The organism is Lancefieldella parvula (assembly GCF_963530955.1).
In the GTDB taxonomy this organism is placed as follows: Bacteria; Actinomycetota; Coriobacteriia; order Coriobacteriales; family Atopobiaceae; genus Lancefieldella; species Lancefieldella parvula_A.
The window spans coordinates 1-20,313 of sequence record NZ_CAUSFQ010000015.1 but is presented as its reverse complement, the minus strand read 5'-3'; the positions used below and the strand labels follow the sequence as shown (position 1 = coordinate 20,313).

General features: G+C 46.9%; 22 protein-coding genes and 1 pseudogene. 4 read left to right on the top strand and 19 right to left on the bottom strand.

What is annotated here, in order from left to right; translation table 11 throughout:
• The 15 genes from ytpR to RWJ43_RS02230 form a co-directional block, all read right to left on the bottom strand.
• Positions 1-697: YtpR family tRNA-binding protein (ytpR, locus tag RWJ43_RS02300; RefSeq protein WP_396427220.1), on the bottom strand; the 697-nt coding region annotated here is incomplete at its 3' end.
• Between the two features lie 30 nt (positions 698-727).
• Positions 728-1,795 carry a phenylalanine--tRNA ligase subunit alpha gene (pheS, locus tag RWJ43_RS02295; protein WP_314007266.1) on the bottom strand — a complete coding sequence of 356 codons (1,068 nt, stop codon included), beginning with the start codon at positions 1,793-1,795 and terminating at the stop codon, positions 728-730.
• A 285-nt stretch (positions 1,796-2,080) separates the two neighbouring features.
• Positions 2,081-2,893 (bottom strand): metal ABC transporter permease, encoded by an 813-nt coding sequence (locus RWJ43_RS02290; RefSeq protein WP_314007263.1) that lies wholly within the window; start codon positions 2,891-2,893, stop codon positions 2,081-2,083.
• Positions 2,894-3,712, bottom strand: a complete 819-nt coding sequence (locus RWJ43_RS02285) for an ATP-binding cassette domain-containing protein (RefSeq protein WP_314007260.1) — start codon at positions 3,710-3,712, stop codon at positions 2,894-2,896. It abuts the gene before it with no gap.
• Between the two features lie 73 nt (positions 3,713-3,785).
• Positions 3,786-4,781 carry a metal ABC transporter substrate-binding protein gene (locus RWJ43_RS02280; RefSeq protein ID WP_314007258.1) on the bottom strand — a complete coding sequence of 332 codons (996 nt, stop codon included), beginning with the start codon at positions 4,779-4,781 and terminating at the stop codon, positions 3,786-3,788.
• Between the two features lie 326 nt (positions 4,782-5,107).
• Positions 5,108-5,752: a DUF421 domain-containing protein gene (locus tag RWJ43_RS02275; protein ID WP_035433160.1), complete on the bottom strand. Its 645-nt coding sequence runs from the start codon at positions 5,750-5,752 to the stop codon at positions 5,108-5,110.
• A gap of 4 nt (positions 5,753-5,756) precedes the next feature.
• Positions 5,757-6,200 carry a DUF3290 domain-containing protein gene (locus RWJ43_RS02270; protein WP_314007254.1) on the bottom strand — a complete coding sequence of 148 codons (444 nt, stop codon included), beginning with the start codon at positions 6,198-6,200 and terminating at the stop codon, positions 5,757-5,759.
• Positions 6,201-6,237: 37 nt separating this feature from the next.
• Positions 6,238-7,404, bottom strand: coding sequence for an N-acetylglucosamine-6-phosphate deacetylase (gene nagA / locus RWJ43_RS02265; RefSeq protein WP_314007251.1), 1,167 nt, complete (start codon positions 7,402-7,404; stop codon positions 6,238-6,240).
• A 57-nt stretch (positions 7,405-7,461) separates the two neighbouring features.
• Positions 7,462-8,628: an SIS domain-containing protein gene (locus tag RWJ43_RS02260; protein WP_314007248.1), complete on the bottom strand. Its 1,167-nt coding sequence runs from the start codon at positions 8,626-8,628 to the stop codon at positions 7,462-7,464.
• 22 nt (positions 8,629-8,650) lie between these two features.
• Complete coding sequence (locus tag RWJ43_RS02255) at positions 8,651-9,379, bottom strand: GntR family transcriptional regulator (protein ID WP_035433154.1); 729 nt, start codon at positions 9,377-9,379, stop codon at positions 8,651-8,653.
• Positions 9,380-9,434: 55 nt separating this feature from the next.
• A complete protein-coding gene (locus RWJ43_RS02250; RefSeq protein WP_035433152.1) occupies positions 9,435-10,514 on the bottom strand; it encodes a PTS system mannose/fructose/sorbose family transporter subunit IID in 1,080 nt (359 codons plus the stop codon).
• On the bottom strand, positions 10,504-11,310 hold the full coding sequence (locus RWJ43_RS02245) for a PTS sugar transporter subunit IIC (RefSeq protein ID WP_012809150.1): 807 nt from the start codon (positions 11,308-11,310) through the stop codon (positions 10,504-10,506). Before RWJ43_RS02245 ends, RWJ43_RS02250 begins: the two co-directional genes overlap by 11 nt.
• A 138-nt stretch (positions 11,311-11,448) precedes the next feature.
• Positions 11,449-11,931 (bottom strand): PTS N-acetylgalactosamine transporter subunit IIB, encoded by a 483-nt coding sequence (gene agaV / locus RWJ43_RS02240; RefSeq protein WP_035434823.1) that lies wholly within the window; start codon positions 11,929-11,931, stop codon positions 11,449-11,451.
• A 95-nt stretch (positions 11,932-12,026) separates the two neighbouring features.
• Positions 12,027-12,317 (bottom strand): preprotein translocase subunit YajC, encoded by a 291-nt coding sequence (yajC, locus tag RWJ43_RS02235; protein ID WP_035434824.1) that lies wholly within the window; start codon positions 12,315-12,317, stop codon positions 12,027-12,029.
• A gap of 33 nt (positions 12,318-12,350) precedes the next feature.
• Positions 12,351-12,791 carry a PTS sugar transporter subunit IIA gene (locus RWJ43_RS02230; protein ID WP_035434826.1) on the bottom strand — a complete coding sequence of 147 codons (441 nt, stop codon included), beginning with the start codon at positions 12,789-12,791 and terminating at the stop codon, positions 12,351-12,353.
• A gap of 537 nt (positions 12,792-13,328) precedes the next feature.
• Between RWJ43_RS02230 and pfkB the strand changes: the two genes are divergently transcribed.
• The gene (gene pfkB, locus RWJ43_RS02225) at positions 13,329-14,264 is read left to right on the top strand and encodes a 1-phosphofructokinase (RefSeq protein WP_314007239.1); all 936 of its coding nucleotides are present in this window, start codon (positions 13,329-13,331) and stop codon (positions 14,262-14,264) included.
• 134 nt (positions 14,265-14,398) lie between these two features.
• Positions 14,399-15,250 (top strand): class II fructose-bisphosphate aldolase, encoded by an 852-nt coding sequence (locus RWJ43_RS02220; RefSeq protein WP_314007237.1) that lies wholly within the window; start codon positions 14,399-14,401, stop codon positions 15,248-15,250.
• Between the two features lie 116 nt (positions 15,251-15,366).
• Here the strand turns inward: RWJ43_RS02220 and RWJ43_RS02215 are convergent.
• A pseudogene (locus tag RWJ43_RS02215) lies at positions 15,367-16,413 on the bottom strand (branched-chain amino acid aminotransferase).
• A 136-nt stretch (positions 16,414-16,549) separates the two neighbouring features.
• On the opposite strand from RWJ43_RS02215, the gene RWJ43_RS02210 reads away from it, so the two are divergent.
• On the top strand, positions 16,550-16,909 hold the full coding sequence (locus RWJ43_RS02210; RefSeq protein WP_314007235.1) for a DUF488 domain-containing protein: 360 nt from the start codon (positions 16,550-16,552) through the stop codon (positions 16,907-16,909).
• 19 nt (positions 16,910-16,928) lie between these two features.
• On the opposite strand, the gene murI is transcribed toward RWJ43_RS02210, so the two are convergent.
• Positions 16,929-17,738: a glutamate racemase gene (gene murI, locus RWJ43_RS02205; RefSeq protein ID WP_314007233.1), complete on the bottom strand. Its 810-nt coding sequence runs from the start codon at positions 17,736-17,738 to the stop codon at positions 16,929-16,931.
• Positions 17,739-17,850: 112 nt separating this feature from the next.
• Between murI and RWJ43_RS02200 the strand changes: the two genes are divergently transcribed.
• The gene (locus RWJ43_RS02200; protein ID WP_035427939.1) at positions 17,851-18,279 is read left to right on the top strand and encodes a peptidylprolyl isomerase; all 429 of its coding nucleotides are present in this window, start codon (positions 17,851-17,853) and stop codon (positions 18,277-18,279) included.
• A 143-nt stretch (positions 18,280-18,422) separates the two neighbouring features.
• Here RWJ43_RS02200 and RWJ43_RS02195 read toward each other — a convergent pair whose 3' ends face one another.
• The gene (locus RWJ43_RS02195; protein ID WP_314007231.1) at positions 18,423-19,664 is read right to left on the bottom strand and encodes a Tat pathway signal protein; all 1,242 of its coding nucleotides are present in this window, start codon (positions 19,662-19,664) and stop codon (positions 18,423-18,425) included.
• Positions 19,665-19,820: 156 nt separating this feature from the next.
• Positions 19,821-20,313 (bottom strand): nucleoid-associated protein (locus RWJ43_RS02190; protein ID WP_314007229.1); only part of this gene is annotated, 493 nt, incomplete at its 5' end.

The window sequence follows — 20,313 nt, the reverse complement described above, 5'->3', positions numbered from 1 at the left end:
GAACCACGCGAGCGGTGTACCTTGAGCAGAGCTCAGGATCGGCAATAGTAACATCAACCTGCTCAGATGCATCTGCGCCAGACTCAGACGTAACACGTGGAAGCTCAATGTGGGTGTCAGTGTCATACATTGCAGAAACCTCAACAGCCATACCAGTCATAGAAAGGCAGTCGGGGCGGTTAGGGGTAATCTCGCAATCAAGAACTACATCAGACATGCCCAGGTAATCCGTAAGAGATACACCAATTGGAGCATCCTCGGGAAGAATCATAATGCCGCTCTGGTCATCGCCAAGACCAAGCTCGCGAGAAGAGCAGTTCATGCCGCAAGACTCAACGCCACGCAGCTTGGACTTTTTAATCTTGAAGTCTCCAGGAAGTACCGCACCGATCATTGCAGTAACAATGTGGTCTCCCTGATTAAAGTTCTGAGCACCGCAAACAATCTGTAGAGGAACAGGATTTCCATCCTTATCTACATTGTTATTGCCCACGTCAACCAGGGTAACGTACATGTGATCAGAATCAGGATGAGGCTCTTTGCTTACAACCTGAGCAGTAACAACATGGTCAAGATTTGCGCCGACACGCTCTATAGCCTCAACCTCAGTACCAGTGCGCACAAACTCGCGCTCAAGGTCTTTTGGGTCCTGAGGAAGATCAACGAGCGTCTTCAGCCATTCATAAGATACACGCATGTGATTGCCTTTCTAATAAGACGCCGATGATTAGAACTGACGCAGGACTCTCTGGTCACCAGAGATGAGCATGCGCAGGTCAGGAAGGTCATAACGGAGCGCTGCAACACGCTCAACACCAATGCCAAAGGCAAAGCCTGTGTACTTCTCGGAATCAATACCGCAGTACTTGAAGACATTAGGATCAACCATGCCGCAACCAAGAATCTCAAGCCAGCCCGTGTTCTTGCAGAAACGGCAGCCCTCACCGTGGCAAACACCACAAGAAACGTCTACCTCGCAGCTTGGCTCGGTGAATGGGAAGAAGTGAGGACGATAGCGGGTAGCGCGGTCCTTACCAAAAATCTCACGAGTAAAGTGATCAAGGGTACCCTTGAGGTCACCAAAGGTGATTCCCTCATCAACAACAAGTCCTTCCATCTGCGTAAACTGAGGCAGGTGGTTAGCATCTGCTGTGTCAGGACGGAATACCGTACCAGGGCAAATCATGTAGATGGGAGGCTCTTTTGTCTCCATGGTGTGTACCTGTACGCCAGAAGTCTGCGTACGAAGAAGCACATCAGACTCGCCCAGTATGTGCGATTCCTTTCCTTCTGGTGCATTATCCACTACGTAGAACGTATCCTTACCAGAACGGCTTGGATGGTCCTCTGGAGCATTCAGAGCTGTGAAGTTGTAGTAGGTGGTCTCAACATAAGGGCCCGTCTCAATGGTGTAGCCCATGCTGATAAAGATGTCTTCCATCTCCTCACGTACCTGCTCAATGAGGTGCTGAGTACCAGGGCTCAGACGACGACCTGGAAGGGTAATATCAGTTGCCTCAGCATTAAGCTGAGCCTCAAGGGCTTCTCGCTTTAAGGCAAGCTGACGCTCGCGAATAGCGGTCTCAACGTTAGCACGAACGGTATTTGCAAGCTGACCCATTTGAGGGCGCTGATCTGCGGGAACCTGACCCATCATACGCATAATTGCTGTAAGAGAGCCCTTTTTACCCATTGATGCAACGCGTACCTTCTCAAGCGCTTCAAGGTTTGTTGCCTTAGCAATTCCCTCAAGTACCTGCTCGCGAATTGCCGAGAGTTCCTCAGACATTCCCATGTAATTACCCTTTCAATAGAAAACCGTCCCTGAGCATATGCCCAAGGACGGAAAATTTCCGCGGTACCACCTCGGTTGATTGCGCAGTTTTCTCTCTGTGCAATCCACTTAAAAGCCTAGTCTCGTTAGGCGGACGACTTCCCTACTGAGCAGTGACTGCCGTTCAAGTTGTAGCTCGGGAGTGAACTCTACCAGCGTTGTGTAGGTGTTTCTCAGCCACGAACACCCTCTCTGTTCACAACGTGCTCCGGCAAACCTCTCCGTCAACGCACTTTGTTCAGAGTATCACACCGCACGGGTTTTGAGCAGCAGTACAACCCTTTTTACCAGAAAGATAAACAAAAGCGTAACAACCGCGAGAAGAACAATGGTTCCTCCAGGTTTAAGACCAAGTTCATAGGAGACAACAAGTCCACCAAGTGAGGTCAGCATACCCACCGTGCTTGCATACAAACAACATTGCTTCCAGCTGCGGGAAATCTGCAAAGCACAGGCAACAGGAACCACCATCATGGATGAAACAATAAGTGAGCCAACCGTTCTTGCTGCTACGGCAACCACCAAAGCTACTGCGATAACAAAGCCAAAGTTAATAAGACTTACGGGTACACCAACACAACGTGCATGACGCTCATCAAAAGACATCAAGAAAAGTTCTTTTCTAAGGAAGAAGCAGAATGCGACTGCAAGTACGCTAATGGTCACAATCATCTGAACTTCTTGCTCGCTTACGGTCAGGATAGAGCCAAACATAAAGCTGTTGAAGCTTGATGAGTTAGGAACAAAACCTGACAAAACGCCCGCTAGACCAATACCAGCTGCCATCACAATAGCGACTGCAAGCTCTGACTGGTCTTTAAAGTGACGACGCACTCCCTCAACACAAAGCGCACCACCCAAACAAGCGGCAATTGCTCCGGCAACAGGATTAATACCTGCAATCATGCCGCCTGCAACACCTGCAAGAGAGGTATGTGAGAGAGCATCGCCAATCATAGAAAGGCGCTTCAATACAACCGTAACGCCTACCAGCGGGATAATTGCTCCCAGAAGAATTCCCACAAGAATTCCTCGCTGCATAAATACGTATTCAAACATTTACGCCCTCCTCTCATGCGAGTCTTGGGCATCTTGAACAACGTCGGACGCAGGACCAAGGGACTCCGTTAAAGCAAAATCATCTAATTTTCCGCGATTGTGGTCGTGGACATGATGAGAGTCAAGGTCACAGTGAGCGCCATGAACTGCACAGTGATCATGACCGTGACCCCTACCTGCAATTTCTGTAGCTTTGTGGTCAGCAACTTCAACAACTCGACAAGCCAGCGCATCAAGAGCTGCAAGATCATGCGTAACAATAAGTACCGCAAGATCTCGAGCTGCATGGGCTTCTCGCACTAGGCTATAGAAATGATTGCGACTCTCTTTATCAAGACCAGTTGTAGGCTCGTCCAGGATAAGTAGTGATGGATTTCCTACCAGCGCGCAGGCAAGACGAACTCTCTGGAGCTGTCCTCCAGAGAGTTCCCTAATAATACGCGTGGAAAAATCAGTCATACCTACAAGGTCAAGTGCCTCAAGCGTGCGCTCGCGACGCTCTTTTGCGCTCATCTTTACCTTTTTGGCACGAGCATACTGACTTGCATCTACTAGTTCGACGACGCTTGCAGGAAAGCGATTAACCGATTCTGAAGGCAGCTGTGGGACATAGCCTACACGCTCCCAGTCTTTAAACCGAGTCGAGGGCGTTCCAAAAAGAAGTGATTTGCCACTTGTTGGCTCAAGCTCACCCACCACAATACGAGAGAGCGTAGATTTACCAGCTCCGTTATCACCAATAAGAGCGCAAATCTCGCCTTGATGAACGTCTAAATTTACATCGCTTAAGACGCGCGTCTTCTTGTAAGAAAAACTCACGTCTTGAAGCGAAACGGCTATCTGACTTTCCTGCAACACGTCCTCCAAACATCCAGCCTAAGCTGGCAACACACTATGCGAGAGCGCCCTCAAGAGCCTTGAGGTTCTCGCGCATAACAGAGAGGTAATCCTCGCCTGCCTTGAGCTCGTCATCAGTAAGTCCCTCAAGTGGGTTAAGCTCTTCAACACGAGCGCCTGTTGCCTCAGCAATTGCCTGAGCAACCTTAGGACTTACCAGTTCCTCCGTAAAAATAACCTTTACATTATGCTCTTTTACGAACTCAGTAATCTCTTTCATTTCCTGAGCATTTGGCTCTGCATCTGCCTCAACACCCTCAATAGGCATCTGAGTGAGACCATAAGCCTCGCACAAATAACCAAATGCCTGGTGAGAAACAACAATGGTCTTGTTAGGAAGAGAATCAAGGCCCTTGTGGAACTCACTATCAAGCGTATCAAAGTCTGCATTTGCTTTATCAAGATTGGCAGCATACTCTGACTTGTGCTCAGAGTCCTTCTCAGAAAGTGCATCACAAATATTCTTCATCTGAATCTTGGCATTCAGAGGGCTCAGCCAAACGTGAGGGTCGGTTCCGCCATGGTCATGGTCGTGATCATGGTCGTCTTTCTTCTCCTCATGATCGTGATCATCGTCCTCTTCAAGCTCAAGAAGTTTGACATCCTTGCTGGTCTCAACTGCTGTAAGTTTTGTGCCAGAACCAAGTCCATCAAGTACGTCCTTGACCCAGTGCTCCATACCAGCACCGTTGTAAATCAAGAAATCTGCTTCCTGGATAGTCTTCATATCCTTGCTGGATGGCTCCCAATCATGTGGCTCAGTGCCTGCTGGAACGAGGCATGTTACCTCAGCATGATCGCCAGCGATGCGCTTAGCAAAATCATACATAGGATAAAAACTTGCAACAATGTTGAGCTTCTTCTGGTCTTTATTATCAGAAGCTCCTTCTTGCTTTTGAGCCTCAGACTTGCAGCCAGCAAGAATAGCACTCACGCCAAAAGCGGAAGCTACAAGTGCGCTACGACGAGAAACGGTTGGATTCAAATTCATGTTACATCTCCCAAAACTATAAAAACCAATACGGTGTAGTGCCAAATTCTTCAAACAAAATCGTGCGATTTTCCTCGCTACCAAGCATAAAAACATGGCGAGAAACCCATGTTTCTCCTCACTTCTTTACCTTTCTACTCACTTCTCATCATCTGAACATGCATTCATGCTTCCCCTTTAGCACGAAAGCGGGCTGTCTTCCGACAGTCCGCTTTCTGAAAGTTAGCCTTAGTATACATATTCCAATTCAAGTCAACAAAAAATTCTTTATCTTTTCCGCAAACGGAATTGGAATAAACAGGTTAACTGTTTTATCTCTTGCTAACCTACTGATCTTTCTCCGCATACGGAGTAATAATCAGATCTCCACTATTATACTCACCCAAATAAACCTCTGAAGCAGACTTATAACCTTGATGCTCAAGTTCTCTTTCAAGCCAATTCTCTTCCAGGTCCAGCGTCTCAAGAATGTTCGTCTGAACTTGTCCGTCAGTAATAAGCGGGAATCTAACGTTCTCTTCTCCTTTTTTAACAATAATCAACTGTCCATTTTGCTCAAGAATGGCACGCTTAACGTCTGAGATATAATTCACTCCTGCCTGGCGAAGCTTCAGCGACACATCGTAGGCAGTGAGACCCATAGACCTACAGTTGTCTACAAGCAGCTTGCCCTTATCAATAACAATAACAGGACGTCCATCAATCAACTGCTTGACCAGCATATTGTTTGTTCTCAACCATTTGAGAACCATAACAATAATGAGCCAAATAAGCAGGACAAGGGTGAACTGCAAAATGGTAATTGAACTGTTGTAAATCATGCCGCCAACAATGCCGCCAAGTACAAAGTTTTGAACCTGGTCAATTGCTGCAGTTGGTGCTAGGTTTCCTTTTCCGCTGACGTTAATTGCCAGAACAAGCGAGAAAAGACCGATGCACAATTTAATGGCAACTTCTAAATAAAAGTTCATCGATCTACTCCTCTACATGCTTAATGTCATTACCAATGAGATTGATCTGTTCAATGACATAGTCATTCTCGGTATTTTTCAAAACGTGATAATACTTACCGTCAACCTCAAGATACGAGGGATTTCCCTGGCTATCAAAGGCAACGTACACGTGGTCAAAATCAACCTCAAGACGTCGAGCGAAGCTTTCTTGTGAGGAAACAATTGACTCATAGTGCTTACTTGCCTGATTAACCTCTAGCACACGATCAAGCTGTAGAAGTCCAAGAAAGATTAATGAAAACAGCGCAATAAGCGCCAGCTCACGATACTTAGAACTCTTTCTATCACGCATGTAATGCACAAGCGAGAAGATCATTAGAAGTGCAACAAGGCCAAATAGAACAAGCTGAGTCCAATCAAATACTGTTGCATGGTGAATTAAATAGTTATGGGAATAGAACTCCATAGGCTTCCTTTAATTTGTATTACTCAAAATCTGCTGCTTAAGCCTTGTAAACGCTCTTTCCTCCAAGGAACGTCTCTTCAAGCTGAAGATCTTTTGTAACAACAATAAAGTCAGCATCATATCCAGGACGGATGAAGCCACAAACATCATCAATTCCACAAGAGCGAGCTGGGTTTTCTGAAGCCATACGAACCGCTTCTTCAGCAGAAACAATACCCCAGTCAAAGACGTTCTTCACGCCTTCAAACAGACGAAGGATTGAACCAGCAAGGCTATGAGACTCATCCATCAGACGAGCAGTTCCGCCTTCAAAAACAACAGGGAAATCACCAAGTTTGTACTGTCCATTAGGCATACCACCTGCTCGCATGCAGTCTGTAATAAGAACGGTATGGTCATATCCCTTTGCATTTACCAGAGCGCGAACAGCGATAGGATTAAGGTGATGGCCGTCGCAAATAGCCTCTGCATAGGTACCGTGGGTGGTCATTGCAGCACCAACCATACCTGGCTCACGGTGGTGAAGACCGCTCATGCCGTTATAGGTATGAACAAAGATGTCTGCACCAGCGTTTACGCAGGCAAGAGCTTCCTCATACGTTGCATCGGAGTGACCAAGTGCCACATGAACACCGCGGTCTGCCATCTCTGCACAGAACTCTGGAGCGCCATCGCGCTCTGGAGCAATAGCAATCTTGGCAATCCAGCCGTCAGCGCGCTCCTGCCACTCATCAAAGACCTCTACATCTGGATCAAGGAAGTACGCAGGATTCTGGGCACCCTTGTGTTTCTCGGTAAAGAAAGGCCCCTCTAGGAAGATGCCCTGGATGCGAGCGGCATCAATACCGTTTGCCGCAATTCCCTCTGCTGCATCAGCAACGGACTCACAAGCATCACCGGTCTGCTGAACACTTGCGGTTAGTGTTGTTGGAAGCCAAGAAGTTACACCGTTAGAGAGCAAACCCTGGGCAATCTCAATAACGCCATCAGGATCGCAGTCCATAATATCGTGGTCAAGAAAGCCATGGATATGGGTATCAACAAGGCCAGGTGCCACCCAAGAACCAGTGCGATCAATAATCTCGCAGTCTGGCTTCTCTTTAGTGAAATGACCAAATACACCGTCTTCTACGAGCAAATATCCTGGACCAGAAGTTGCTCCTGGCAAAAAGAACTTATCTGCTTTAACTGCAAATGTACTCATACGTACCTCAATCATTCTCAAAAGGACGCGCCATAGGCACGTCCTTCTTAGTAATTCCTATAGTGAGTGAATTGTAACACCCTTAACCACTCGATTAACCTGACCAGTTGGAGAAGGTGTGTCCGGTTTGTTATTGACACGAACTGAGTTCAAGAGTGCCACCACCTGAGCAACCATTACAAAAGGCAGAGCCAAATAAGGTGCTGGTAGAGGCTCTGTAAATACTGGAAGACTAAATGTTCTTCCCGTAAAGTTTGTTGCCCCCTCTTGCTCAATACCAATGGTCAGAGCAGCAATCTGGTCTCCCTTAATCTCGTCAAGAATATCCAGATCATATTGACGCGTATAAGGATTATTGGAAACAAAATCAAACACCAGGGTGTGCTCGTCGACAAACGACTTTGGTCCGTGACGATATCCCATCGAGGAATCCCACGACGTTGCATTAATACCAGCTGCAAGCTCCAAAATCTTAAGCTGAGCCTCATGAGCAAGGCCCACAAAAGGACCAGAACCCAAATAGGTAATGCGGTTGAAATCGCTCTTAAGCCACTCGGCAATCTCTTCCTCGCGCTCAATTACCTGCCTACCCAGCTCAGCAGCATCAGAAATCCAAGCCTTCTTCTGTGAGTCATCAGCACTATCAAATACAAGAGTTGCAAGAAGTGTCATGCAGCTATAAGAGCCGGTCATGGCAAATCCCTGGTCATTTGCGCCAGGAATCAGAAGCAGCAATGTATCATCTTTACCTGCGGACTCAACGGCAAGTTTTCCTTCAGGAGCGCAGGTGATATTGATAAGCAAAAGATTTTTAACAATCTTGCGAGCAATAGTTACTGCAGCAAGACTCTCTGGACTATTACCAGAGCGTGCAAAAGAAACCAGGACTGTTGGGTCATCTGGATCAAGGCTGCCATAAGGATCAGAAACAATATCAGTAGTTGCAACAGACGCAAACTCAAAAGAGCTCTTCTCGCCATGAGAACGAAGATACGGAGTAATGGTATCGCCTACATATGCCGAGGTACCTGCGCCCGTAAAGACCACGCGGGTACGACGACCCTCGCCAAGATTGCGAGCACGCTCGACAAACTCTTTAATTGCAGAAAGGTTCTCCTGATAAATGCCAAAGGTAGATTCCCAAAGCTCAGGCTGCTGCTTAATCTCGGCAGTTGTAATATGCGCGCCGAGTGCCTTTAGCTCTTCTTGGCTCTTTTTAAACATTGATATCCCTTCTTACAGCTATTTAACTGCGTGTATGTACAATCTTGTATCTAAATTGATCAGCGCGAGCCACACTTAAAGTAAACTCAACAATATTGTTTCTGTCATTGTAGGTTGTACGTGTAAGGCTCAAAACAGGTGAGCCCTCAGAAATTTGCAATAAAGCGGCGTCATCTGAGCGAGCAATTGAAGCCTTGAACTCCTCTTCTGCCACGCCAATCTTTATGTTGTAGTCTTCTTCAAAAATTTGGTACAGAGATTTTTGCTCAACATCATGAGCGGTGAGCGAGAAAAACTGTGAGACTGGAAGGTAGGTTACCTCCAGCATCATAGGCACATTATCAGCACTTCTTAAACGCTTGATGCGGAAGAGTTTCTCGCCAAGAATAACATGCATATGCTGGGCTAAAAATTTATTAGCCTCAATAGTGTCAAACTCAAGAATAGTTGTCTTTGGAACGCGGCCCAACTGACGCTGCTGGTCAGTAAAGCTATAGCCTCCCATAAGGTCTGTTGCGCGCTCAGAGACGTCTGCAACAAAGGTACCCCGACCACGTTGACGGTAAATGAGTCCCATGTGTTCAAGCTCTTGCAAGGCCAGTCTTACCGTAGTGCGAGAAAGACCATAAGAATCGGAGAGCTCTCGCTCAGAAGGAAGTGGATCGTTTGGATCCATCTCGTTTTCAATACGATAGCGCAGTATATTTGCTAACTGCTCGTAGAGAGGCTGTCTTCCCATAAACGCTGTCATCAAAACTCTCCTATAAAAGACGGGTGCCCACTAAGTGGACACCCGTCGCACTTACTTAACCCCAAATATATGGGAGAACGCCAAAGCCAGAACCAAGGAGTGCAATTACCAGAAGCAGGCAGATGCACATGATTGGAGTCCAGTTACGCTTTGCCATGAGATAGTACAGGCAAAGGGTAAGCGCCAGTGGGATAAGCTTTGGGCAAACGCCGTCGAGGATCTTCTGGATGTCAATGGAGACAGGAGAAGTGACTTCCTCGCCAACAGTTACCAGATTAACGCCGTTACCGACTGGAGCAATAGCAGTGGTGCCGTCCTTGCCATCAGCAGTCTTGCCGCCGATGAACATAACGGACTCAGGGTCCTTCTTGTAGTCAGCATAGGAACCCTTAGCAAAGAGAGCCTTGTCATACTGACCAGAAGCAAGCTGCTCATCAGAAAGAGTTACCTGAGAAAGAACAACGCTGTGTGTCTCACCGTTAGGGATATTTGCGCCAGCGCCAAGCTTGGTTCCGCCGTAGCAGACAACCAGGCAGCCAACAACAAAGACGCCCAGGATAGAAGCAGCACGAGTGAACTCTTTTGCGTTCTCGGTGAGCAGGGTAATTGCGTCAGTACCCATCTTGTAGGAAAGGTTCATCAGCCAATAACGTACAGCAAACTGTGCAATGTTAAAGATGATGAGGAACAAGAATGGTGCAAAGACATTGCCGGAAATTGCCATGTTAGAGGTAATACCAGCAGTAATTGGAACAAGGGTGAACCAGAACAGTGCGTCACCAATGCCGCCCAGAGGACCCATTGCAGAAACGCGGACTGCACGAATGGTTGGGATATCCAGCTTGTTCTGCTCAAGGGAGAGAACAATACCCATAACAAAAGTGACCAAGAATGGGTGGGTATTGTAGAACTCAAGGTTGTGACTCATGGAAGCAGCAAGGTCATCCTTGTTGTCGCCGTGAATCTTCTCAAGACCTGGGAGGATACCGTAGAGCCAACCAGCTGCCTGCATTCTCTCGTAATTGAAGGAAGCCTGCAGGAACAGGGAGCGCCATACCATCTTGTTGAGCGTCTTCTGATCAAGTGGCTCAGCAGGAGTGGTGTTCTGATAGGTATCAGGAATATTAAATGCCATCTTCGAAGTCACCTCCAGCAACAACAGCAGGAGCAGCATTCTTCATCTTGGTCTGGAGCTGGTAATCCCAGAATGCGATACCAAAGCCGATGAGAGCAAGAAGCAGAAGTGCTGGACCAGAGAGCTCAGGAATGCTGATAAATACGATTGCAGCTGCAAAGCCCATGAGGAAGAAGCCCCAAAGCTCGCGAGAAACCATAACCTTCAGCAGGATTGCAAAGCCGACGAAGCGCATCATGCCACCAGCGACGGACAGTGCATTCATGAGCCACTTTGGAATTGCCGTGGTGATCTGAGTTCCAAATGCAGCGCCACCCAGGAAGAACAGGGTAACAATGACACCAAAGAAGAGACCAAGAGCAGCCATTGCACCATAGTTGATACGAGCAATTCCCTTAGGATCAGCCTTCTCGGCGTATGCATCAGCAGTTGCCATTACAGGGGACATAATGGTAAAGATGATGGTTACTGCATACTGACCAAGCAGGGAGAATGGAATTGCTGCAGCTACAGCGGCCATTGGCTCAAGCTTAGTAGTGATTGCAAAGACTGCAGACATAATGCCGCCGATAACAGCGTTAGGTGGCTGAGCACCACCAACAGGCATGTTGCCGATGGTCATAAGCTGATAAGTACCACCAACAATGAGACCAGTCTGAACGTCACCAAGAATCAAACCAACCAAAAAACCAGTTACGATTGGCTGGTAAAGAGACTCGAGGAAACTAAACTGATCGATGCCAGCGATAAACGCAACGATGAAAATTAATAACACCTGAATAGGGCTAACATCCATCTTAACTCCTCCTTTCAAACACACCATAACTACCGATGACGATGATCGGCAGACTATCCGAATACCTTTGCCAACCTGCTAGAAACGTTGCACCATTGCAACTTTTTGTAATCTCTACCAGGAAGTTGCGCGCAAAACTTACTCGAATAGCTTTGAGATATCCTCGACCGGGGTCGTAGGAACACGCCTAATCTCTAGAGTCACCCCCAATTCCTGAAGCTCACGGAAGGCAGCGACGTCCTTATCGTCTACCGCCACACTTGTGGCGACCTGTCGCTTTCCCTCAGCCATGTGCATATTGCCGATGTTCACCTTTTTGATTGGAACACCGCCCTTGACCAGAGTGAGGACATCCTCTGGATTCTCGGCAACTAAGAAAATGTGCTGGCTTGCAGAAGCCTTATGAATTACCTCAATAGTCTTCTGAAGCGTAAAGTACCTGGTTGCAACGCCACTTGGAGCAGCCATATCCATGAGGCCCTGGCGCATCTTATTGCCTGCGACCTCGTCATTAGCAACAAGGATGAGATTTGTTCCAAGGGTACCGTTCCACTGAGTAGCAACCTGACCATGAATCAAACGATTATCGATTCGAGCAAGCTTGATATCTGGTTCTCCCATAACAAGTTCTCCTCTCTTTGCGCGCACACTTGTGCGTGCTATCTGCGATTTTCATCGCACTACTCGCAACTTGCGCTGCGTGTTTTGCTGCAAATTTATTTATTGTTGGAAACGCTGATTAACGCCCAACGATCCAACGTGATGACCACATTTGGAGCAAACTCAACATCTACTGTTTCTTTTTTGACGTTTTTAACTACGCCATACATTCCGCTGTTAGTCTTAACTTTCTGACCTGCATGAAGATTCTTCAGAAACTCTGAAGTTGTTCCCGCCTTTTTAGAAGAGGCTCTCCAAACAAAGAAGGAATAAACAAGGCCCAAAATTACCAAGAACGCGAGAAGAACAATGGATGAAGCAAGAATGTTCTCTGCTAGATTTGCCATGTACATCTCCTTAACTCAACAACAAAACGCTACTTAAATACCATCGTCTCCGAAGATGTCATCTTCTGGCTCAACCTCAAGCTCAAGACGCTTATGAACAACTCCCTGGCTACCAGCTAAAACAGCAGTATCAACCAGCTCTTCAAGAGAGGTATCTGCCATGCGGCTACCAAGTGTTTCAAGAAGCATAGGAAGGTTTGTGCCGGTAACAACTTCTACGTTTGAATAACTCTGAGCAATAATCATTGCCTGATTAAAAGGTGTTCCGCCAAGCAGATCGCAGAAAACCAGCACACCGTCAGTAGTGTCAAGAAGATCGGAAATTGTTGCAGCAAGAGTTTCTGGGTATGTTGCAGCACCGGCTTCAATAAAAGGAACGGGAACAAAAGCTTCTTGCTCACCAGCAATCATCTTTAAAGCATCAGCAAGACCGTTTGCAAAAGTTCCATGACCAGTTAAAACGCAACCTACCATGTCAAACTCCTTTCGAAGAGTTGGAAACTATCTGGGGAGCTACGCGGAAAACTAGGGGTGTTGAAGCTTCCCTCTAAGTGGTAGATACCAGATAACAACCTAACATAAGTATAGTCTAGTGAGCATCTTGAGATGTGTACGTTAACAATCGACGGCTTAACGGTACTATTTTTACCGTAAACGGTACACACGTTGTTATTTTCGCAGGTAGATATATGGATAAATTGTGACGATGCACTAAAAAATTTAGAGCTATCCTTGAAAAATGAGAAGTTCTTATAACGCACCTTTATACGTAATAAATGTAGTAAACAACCCTAAAATCCTGCTCAAATATGATGAGAAAATAAAATTGGTATTAAGAAATTATGTACTGGTATCTTTTTTTAGAACATCTAAAGAATAGTTTCTTGATGGCGCTTTGGTTAAATAGATTCAACTCAATTTCATTTGCAGTGGCGCTGTTCCATAGTGTTTCTCGCTCCTGCTTTCCTCTGAGCACTTTGTGTGCACTGTCTTTTAGACGAGGTGATATGCGTGATTGTTACCGTAACACTCAATGCATCCATTGATAAAGCGTACTACCTGGACTCTCCTGTTGTAGATGGAACGGTACACAGAGTCTCGGTAGTAGATAACAGTGCGGGCGGCAAGGGTCTTAACGCCTCACGAGCCATTACCACTCTTAACTACCCCGTTTGTGCCACAGGATTTGTAGGCGGTAATAACGGAAGATACCTTGTTGAGCTGGCTCATAAAGATGGTATTACCAGCGATTTTATTTATACTGAGCAAGAAACCCGCTCATGCATTAATATCCTGGAGCCAAGCGGGCAATCAACTGAATTCTTAGAGCCTGGACAGCCTGTACTTCCTGAAGAATTCCTTGCTTTCAAGGCAAAGCTTGTCCAGCTTACCAACGAAGCCGAAGTTGTTACCTTTAATGGCAGTGTTCCCAAGGGCATTTCTGCCGAAAATTACAAAGAACTTATAGAAGAGACCATGGCTGCGGGCGTGCCTTGCATTGTAGACGCATCCGGCGCACTACTCACCTCCTGTATTGATGCCCTTCCTACCATGATCAAACCAAACACCGATGAAATCGGTCAACTTCTAGGAAGAGAAGTAACTACAGAAGACCAGGTCATTGAGGCAGCTCGAGAGCTGCACAAACGCGGCATTAAAATTGTAGTTGTATCGCTTGGTGCAAAAGGTGCACTCATGGTTTCTGATGAAGGAACCTTTAGAGCAAATCCTCCAAAAATTGAAGCTATCAATCCTGTTGGTGCAGGAGATACCCTTGTTGGCTCATTTGCTGTTGCACTTGCTCAGCAAAAACCAACTTCAGAGTGTCTTACCTTTGCGCTTTCATGTGCTACCGCAAGTTGCCTATCTGCAGGTACCGGTCGCTTTGATCAAGATGTTGCAACTAAGATTCAGAAGCAGGTCACAATCAAAAAGATTGCTGAATAATATGCAGCAAGACGGGTTTCTCGCCAAAGGTTACAAAGACAAAACTATTTCTAGAAAACTTACGTAACAGAGTAAGAGAAACGTTACAATTTTTCAGTCAATCAAAGAGCCCTTGGGGGCGAAAGGAGCAATAGATGTTCGTTACTACTAAGCAGATGCTTCTTGACGCACAGGCTGGCCATTATGCTGTTGGCGCCTTTAACGTTGAGAACCTTGAGTTTGTAATGGCTGTTGTTAAGGCAGCAGAAGAGCGCCGCTCCCCTGTTATTCTTCAGACCACTCCTGGCACCATCAAGTACGCAAGCCTTGATTACTTTGCTGCTATGGTTCGTTGTGCTGCTGAAGAGGCAACTGTTCCTGTTGCTCTTCACCTAGATCACGGTGACGGCTTTGACCGCTGCATTCAGGCAGCTCGTGCCGGTTACACCTCCGTCATGATTGACGGCTCTCACGTTCCATTTGAGGACAACATTGCACTTACCGCATCCGTAACCAAGTTTGCTGGTCCTATCAACCTTCCTGTTGAGGCTGAGCTTGGCAAAGTTGGCGGTAAAGAGGACGACGGCCCAGCTGTTGAGGGCGAGAACCCCTACACTGATCCAGACCAGGCTGAGGAGTTTGTTGCTCGCACTAACTGCACTTCTCTTGCGGTTGGCGTTGGTACCGCTCACGGCGTTTACCACGGCACACCTCACATTGAGCAGGGCGTCCTCAAGGCTATCCGCCAGCGTCTTGATATTCCTCTGGTTCTTCACGGTACTTCTGGCGTTCCAGATGACCAGGTAGCAGAGGCAATTCAGAACGGTATTTGCAAGGTTAACTACGCAACCGAGCTCCGCCAGGTCTTTACCGCGGCCTTTATGAAGTACATGTCCGAAAACCCCGGCAACTTTGATCCAAAGAAGCCTTCTGTTCCTGGTATGGAAGCAATCACTCAGATTGTTGCAAGCCACATGGATAACCTGGGTTCTTCCTACAAGGCTTAAGCTTAAAGGCATAGCCGTCGCACGTATCCTGCTTTTGCAGATAAAAACAAGGCGAGAAGATCGATTGGTCTTCTCGCCTTTATGTTAAAAGCAAAGCGTTGTTGAAAACGCAAGCCTTAGCAAATCTTGCAAATCCAGTCTGCCTCTGGAGCCTCAATCTCGCCAGACTGAATGCTGGTCAGCGTGTTACGAAGCTTGGACATAACTGGTCCAACAGCCTCCATACCAGCGCCAAAGACAATCTCCTTCTCTCCGTCAACAACTTTGCCGACAGGAGAAATAACAGCAGCAGTACCGCACATGCCGCACTCAACAAACTGGTCAAGCTCGTCAATGCGAACAGGACGCTCAATAACCTTCATACCAAGCAGGTCTTTAGCAACCGTTGCCAGAGAGCGACGGGTAATAGAAGGCAAAATGGAATCTGTGTAAGACTGTGGAATAACCAGGGTTCCCTCTTTATCAACAAAGAGGAAGTTTGCGCCACTGGACTCCTCAACATAGGTACGAGAGCCAGAGTCAAGATACATACTGTCTGCAAAGCCCTGCTCATGTGCCCAGGTGGTTGGGTACAGAGACATAGCGTAGTTGAGGCCGGCCTTGATATTGCCGGTTCCGTGCGGAGCAGCACGGTCATAAGGAGAAACGGTCAGTGCAACAGGAGCAACGCCGTTAGAGTAATAAGCTCCAACTGGAGTGACCATAATACGGAACTCATACGTAGGAGATGGCTTAACACCAACAGTATTACCGGTACCGATCATAAAAGGACGAACATAGAGCGTAGCACCTGTACCAAATGGTGGCACCCAAGCTGCATTCGCAGAAACAACCTCTTTAACTGCGGCAACAAATCTATCTTCCGGGAATGGAGGCATAACAAGACGAGACGCAGAGTCTACCATACGCTGAGCATTAAGATTAGGGCGGAAGCAAACAATGTCACCAGAAACCGTGGTATAGGCCTTTAAACCCTCAAAGACTTCCTGGCACTAATGAAAGATGTTTGCACATGCAGACAACGGAATGGTGTGATTGGTGGTAAGACCACCCTCGTCCCAAGCGCCATCTTGGTAATGGGCAACGTAGCTGTAGTCACACTGCGTATATGCAAAGCCAAGTGAGGTCCAATCAATGTCTTTCTTCTCCACTGAGTTTGCCATGGCTTTCCTTTCTCCGTGGGTTTTAAAGAATGAACTCCATCATAAACGTGCGGATATAAATACCTAGTCGTATCAAATAGTTTGTAACCGAATAGATATTTTGCGGTATAACGTACATGAGCTGAAGGGAGCAAAAATGAATATCAAACTTAAGAGGACTTACGATGCACCAGAAGCTGACGATGGGTATCGCGTGCTGGTAGATAGACTGTGGCCTCGTGGTATCAAAAAAGAGAACCTACACGCTGATGAATGGACTAAAACCATTGCTCCTACTACTGAGTGCAGAAAAGCATTCAACCACGATCCAGAGCGCTTTGACAGCTTTGTGTCTACCTATACAGCTGAACTTGACAGCAATCCTGACGCAGAAGCCTTTGTTGAACAGCTTAAAAAGCTTGATCAATCTACCGTGACACTGCTTTTCTCGGACAAAGACACTCAGTACAACAACGCTGTGGTACTCGAAAAGTGGCTTGAGACTAAGCTCAAGTAATATGCTTACCTAGCCACGCTTACATATCTTGCGAGAAGAACTCCTGGTAGAAATCCAATTCTTCAGGAGTATCAATACTTGACGAGAATAAAATATCAGGCTCTACGGCGCTAGTGTTCTTGTCTGCAGTGACATCTGCAGAAGCAAGCAAGTTTGCCTGCCCAAGCAAACGCTTAAGCTGATGAGCGGCGCCCGCCCCACCGTCAAAAAATTCTACGTCTCCTAAAACAGAGCTAATTTGCTTCTTGATAAAGGGGTAGTGGGTACACCCAAGAACCACGGCATCTACCTGGCCAGCATAATTTCCCAAAAGCTCGGTCAGTCGTTTATGCATCTGTTCTGAATCAGCCTGACCAGATTCAATAAGCTCTACCAGGCCTTCTCCTGGAATAGAGACAACCTTTGCAGAAGGATGCAGGCGCGCCTCAAGATTGTGGTACTTCTGCAAAGAGAGCGTTGCTTTTGTAGCCAGAACAACCACTGTTCCATGGGGATATGCAGTTACTGCAGGCTTAAGAGCTGGCTCAACACCCACAATAGGTACATGAGGATAGGTTGCCCTCAGCTCGTCTGCAGCAGCAGCTGTAGCAGTATTGCAAGCTATAACTAGCGCTTTAGCACCCTCATCGATAAACTTTTTAGCAATAGCATGAGAGCGCTGGGCAATCTGCGCTTTTGGTTTAGTGCCATAAGGAGCAAATGCAGAATCGCCAAAATAATGAAATTCCTCGTGAGGCATTTGGGCAACAAGGTGTTTAAGCACACTCATGCCACCAACGCCCGAGTCAAAGACACCAATAAACTTATGAGGAGCTAAGCGAGCTTCCATTACAAACCTTTCAAACTGAATGTAAAGTATTTTATACCTTTATCATTCAAAGGTTGATTTGCGTCACTCTTGGGTAGAATGCCAAAGATATGTTTTTAACGATTGGAGTTTCATGAGCAACGAAGGCAAAAAGGTAAAGGTCCACTACGTAGGCACTCTTGATGACGGAACTAAGTTTGACTCCTCCCGTGATCGCAACGAGCCACTGGCATTTACCTGCATGGCTGGTCAGATGATCCCAGGCTTTGATGAGGCTGTCAAAGATATGACCGTTGGCCAGATTGTTGACGTCCACATTCCAGCAGCTGAGGCATATGGTGAGCGCCATGAAGAGGCAGTACAGCCTGTTCCCGTAGCTCAGCTTCCAGGCTCTGAGAATCTTGTTGCAGGTCAGCAGGTTACTCTGGGCACCCCTGAGGGATATCCCGTTATGGCAACCGTTGTTTCTAACGACGGAACCACTATTGTCTTTGACACCAACCATCCAATGGCTGGTAAAGACCTTAACTTCAACATTGAGCTTCTCGAGGTTGAAGAGTAATCCACTCCCCCTTTATAGGGCGAGAAGGGCGTAGGTGCTTCTGGCATCTGCGTCCTTCCTTTTTGCGTTAAATAGACATCAAAAAGAGCTTGGTTACATGCAACCAAGCTCTTTTACGTAACAAGTTATGAGGGGCCAATACCTTAGCTTAAAACAACGCCGCCAAGCCAGCCCCACCTTGGAGTACTCAAAGCACCAAGCTCTGAAATCCAAGAACTCAAGCTCTGGCTTCTTACAATACCAGAGAGGCAGTGCCTGACCATGCCGCCACCAATGTAGATGCCAACGTGGCCATAAATCAGAGCTGCAGCAGAACCACCAAGGGTTGGAACAGCAATAATCATGCCAGGCTCAATAGCGCTCTGGTCAGTAGAGTAGCACCAGGAATAGTACATATCACAAGCGTTGCCATAGAAGGTGCCAACACCTGCATTTGAGAAGACATTGGAAACCCAAGCAGCACAGAAGCCAGCACCGGTAGATCCGGTATAGCCCGCAGCATTAACAACTGCCGCAGCAGAACCGGATCCAGCAGAAGAGGTTCCTCCTCCGCCACCGCCACCAGAGTAGCTACTACCACCACCGCTGTTGCTTGATGCAGCAGCACGTTGAGCAGCAACACGCTCTGCCTCCTGCTGAGCAGCAAGAAGCTCAGAATCACGCTGAGCGATAAGCTCTTTTACGTTGTCATCAAGATTTGCAACAACGTTTGCAGCGTCCGCCTGACGAGCAGAAATATCATTAAGCTGAGACTCCTGAGAAGCACGGAGATTCTCAAGTTCAGCCTTCTTATTCTCTAGCTCGGTCTTCTCGGACTGAAGAGCAGCCTTATCAGACTCAAGAGCGGCCTTCAGGTTCTTAACTTCCTCAATCATCTTCTGATCGGACTCAGAAATCTTATCGAGGTAGTAAATATTAGAAGTGAGCTCCTCAAAGCTTGCAGAAGAAAGAATCATTTCCAAAGCACCAGCTGGGCCAGCCTTGTAGTTGCTGGACATACGAGCGCCAAGTGCTTTTCTCTTCTCGGCAATCTGAGCTTCCTTTTCAGAAATCTCTTTCTGCTTAGCATCAATCTGATTCTGCTTATCTGTAATCTGATCAGAAATAGCGCCAATCTGAGAGTTAGTGTCATTGAGACTTGCCTGCATGTTGGAGACTTCATTAGAAATCTCATCAAGCAGCTTCTGAGCAGCATCGTAATCGCTACGAGCAGCATCAATCTGAGCCTGGGTAACACCAAAAGCAGGACGGGTATTGATCAGAGATGCAGTAACGGCAGCGGCAGCAATGCCCATGCCAGCAAAAATCTTAAGAGCATCACGACGATTGAAAAGAGCAGCGCTCTGCTCCTCAATGGTTGTGCTTTGCTGTTTCTTTAAACTCATAAGGGTCTCCTAGAACGTTTAGTAGTACGGTGTGACCTTTGAGAGACTATTCTACCCGAGATACACGATGATATTCAAAAAGATACGTAATTTACAAACTCCCCGAAACAAATATCGGGGAGTTTTGACTCTAAATTGTGAGGTCAGAGATAGGATTTAGCGGTTTTCAATATGTGCAACATTTTTTATTGAAATGGTAATCCTACCATCAGACTCGTGAGAAAATTCTAGGTAACCTGGACGTTCTGTTAGGTTTGAAGGGAATGAAATCTCAATTCCCGTATCAGTGCGGATTTTATGATTCTTTGCAATTCTGTTAGCAACACCGCGTTTAACAGGAACTTCTTCGGGGAGTTCTCTACTTGCTACCTGGGCTTCATACTTTTCCTGAATCTCAGGGCGCTCCTCAAAGATGCGCTTACCAACCTTAATAGGGTCTACTACCTCTTCGACCTCTGCTGCTTCTGCAACGGCGGCCTTAGCACGAGACACCTCAACAGCAGGCTCAAGACCATACTCTTCAGCCAAGTCTTGGACAATAACGGTTACCTCACCGATAACCTCATGGCTAGACGCTTCTGATGTGCACTCAAGGAAAAGCTCGGGAATTATGAACTTTCCCTCTCCTGCTACAGAGCGGTCATGGTCG

Coding starts and splice junctions, on each gene's coding strand:
- pheS (WP_314007266.1), bottom strand. CDS start 1,795: ATGGGAATGTCTGAGGAACTCTCGGCAATTCGCGAGCAGGTACTTGAG.
- RWJ43_RS02290 (WP_314007263.1), bottom strand. CDS start 2,893: ATGTTTGAATACGTATTTATGCAGCGAGGAATTCTTGTGGGAATTCTT.
- RWJ43_RS02280 (WP_314007258.1), bottom strand. CDS start 4,781: ATGAATTTGAATCCAACCGTTTCTCGTCGTAGCGCACTTGTAGCTTCC.
- RWJ43_RS02275 (WP_035433160.1), bottom strand. CDS start 5,752: ATGAACTTTTATTTAGAAGTTGCCATTAAATTGTGCATCGGTCTTTTC.
- RWJ43_RS02270 (WP_314007254.1), bottom strand. CDS start 6,200: ATGGAGTTCTATTCCCATAACTATTTAATTCACCATGCAACAGTATTT.
- nagA (WP_314007251.1), bottom strand. CDS start 7,404: ATGAGTACATTTGCAGTTAAAGCAGATAAGTTCTTTTTGCCAGGAGCA.
- RWJ43_RS02260 (WP_314007248.1), bottom strand. CDS start 8,628: ATGTTTAAAAAGAGCCAAGAAGAGCTAAAGGCACTCGGCGCGCATATT.
- RWJ43_RS02255 (WP_035433154.1), bottom strand. CDS start 9,379: ATGACAGCGTTTATGGGAAGACAGCCTCTCTACGAGCAGTTAGCAAAT.
- RWJ43_RS02250 (WP_035433152.1), bottom strand. CDS start 10,514: ATGGCATTTAATATTCCTGATACCTATCAGAACACCACTCCTGCTGAG.
- RWJ43_RS02245 (WP_012809150.1), bottom strand. CDS start 11,310: ATGGATGTTAGCCCTATTCAGGTGTTATTAATTTTCATCGTTGCGTTT.
- agaV (WP_035434823.1), bottom strand. CDS start 11,931: ATGGGAGAACCAGATATCAAGCTTGCTCGAATCGATAATCGTTTGATT.
- yajC (WP_035434824.1), bottom strand. CDS start 12,317: ATGGCAAATCTAGCAGAGAACATTCTTGCTTCATCCATTGTTCTTCTC.
- RWJ43_RS02230 (WP_035434826.1), bottom strand. CDS start 12,791: ATGGTAGGTTGCGTTTTAACTGGTCATGGAACTTTTGCAAACGGTCTT.
- RWJ43_RS02220 (WP_314007237.1), top strand. CDS start 14,399: ATGTTCGTTACTACTAAGCAGATGCTTCTTGACGCACAGGCTGGCCAT.
- RWJ43_RS02210 (WP_314007235.1), top strand. CDS start 16,550: ATGAATATCAAACTTAAGAGGACTTACGATGCACCAGAAGCTGACGAT.
- murI (WP_314007233.1), bottom strand. CDS start 17,738: ATGGAAGCTCGCTTAGCTCCTCATAAGTTTATTGGTGTCTTTGACTCG.
- RWJ43_RS02200 (WP_035427939.1), top strand. CDS start 17,851: ATGAGCAACGAAGGCAAAAAGGTAAAGGTCCACTACGTAGGCACTCTT.
- RWJ43_RS02195 (WP_314007231.1), bottom strand. CDS start 19,664: ATGAGTTTAAAGAAACAGCAAAGCACAACCATTGAGGAGCAGAGCGCT.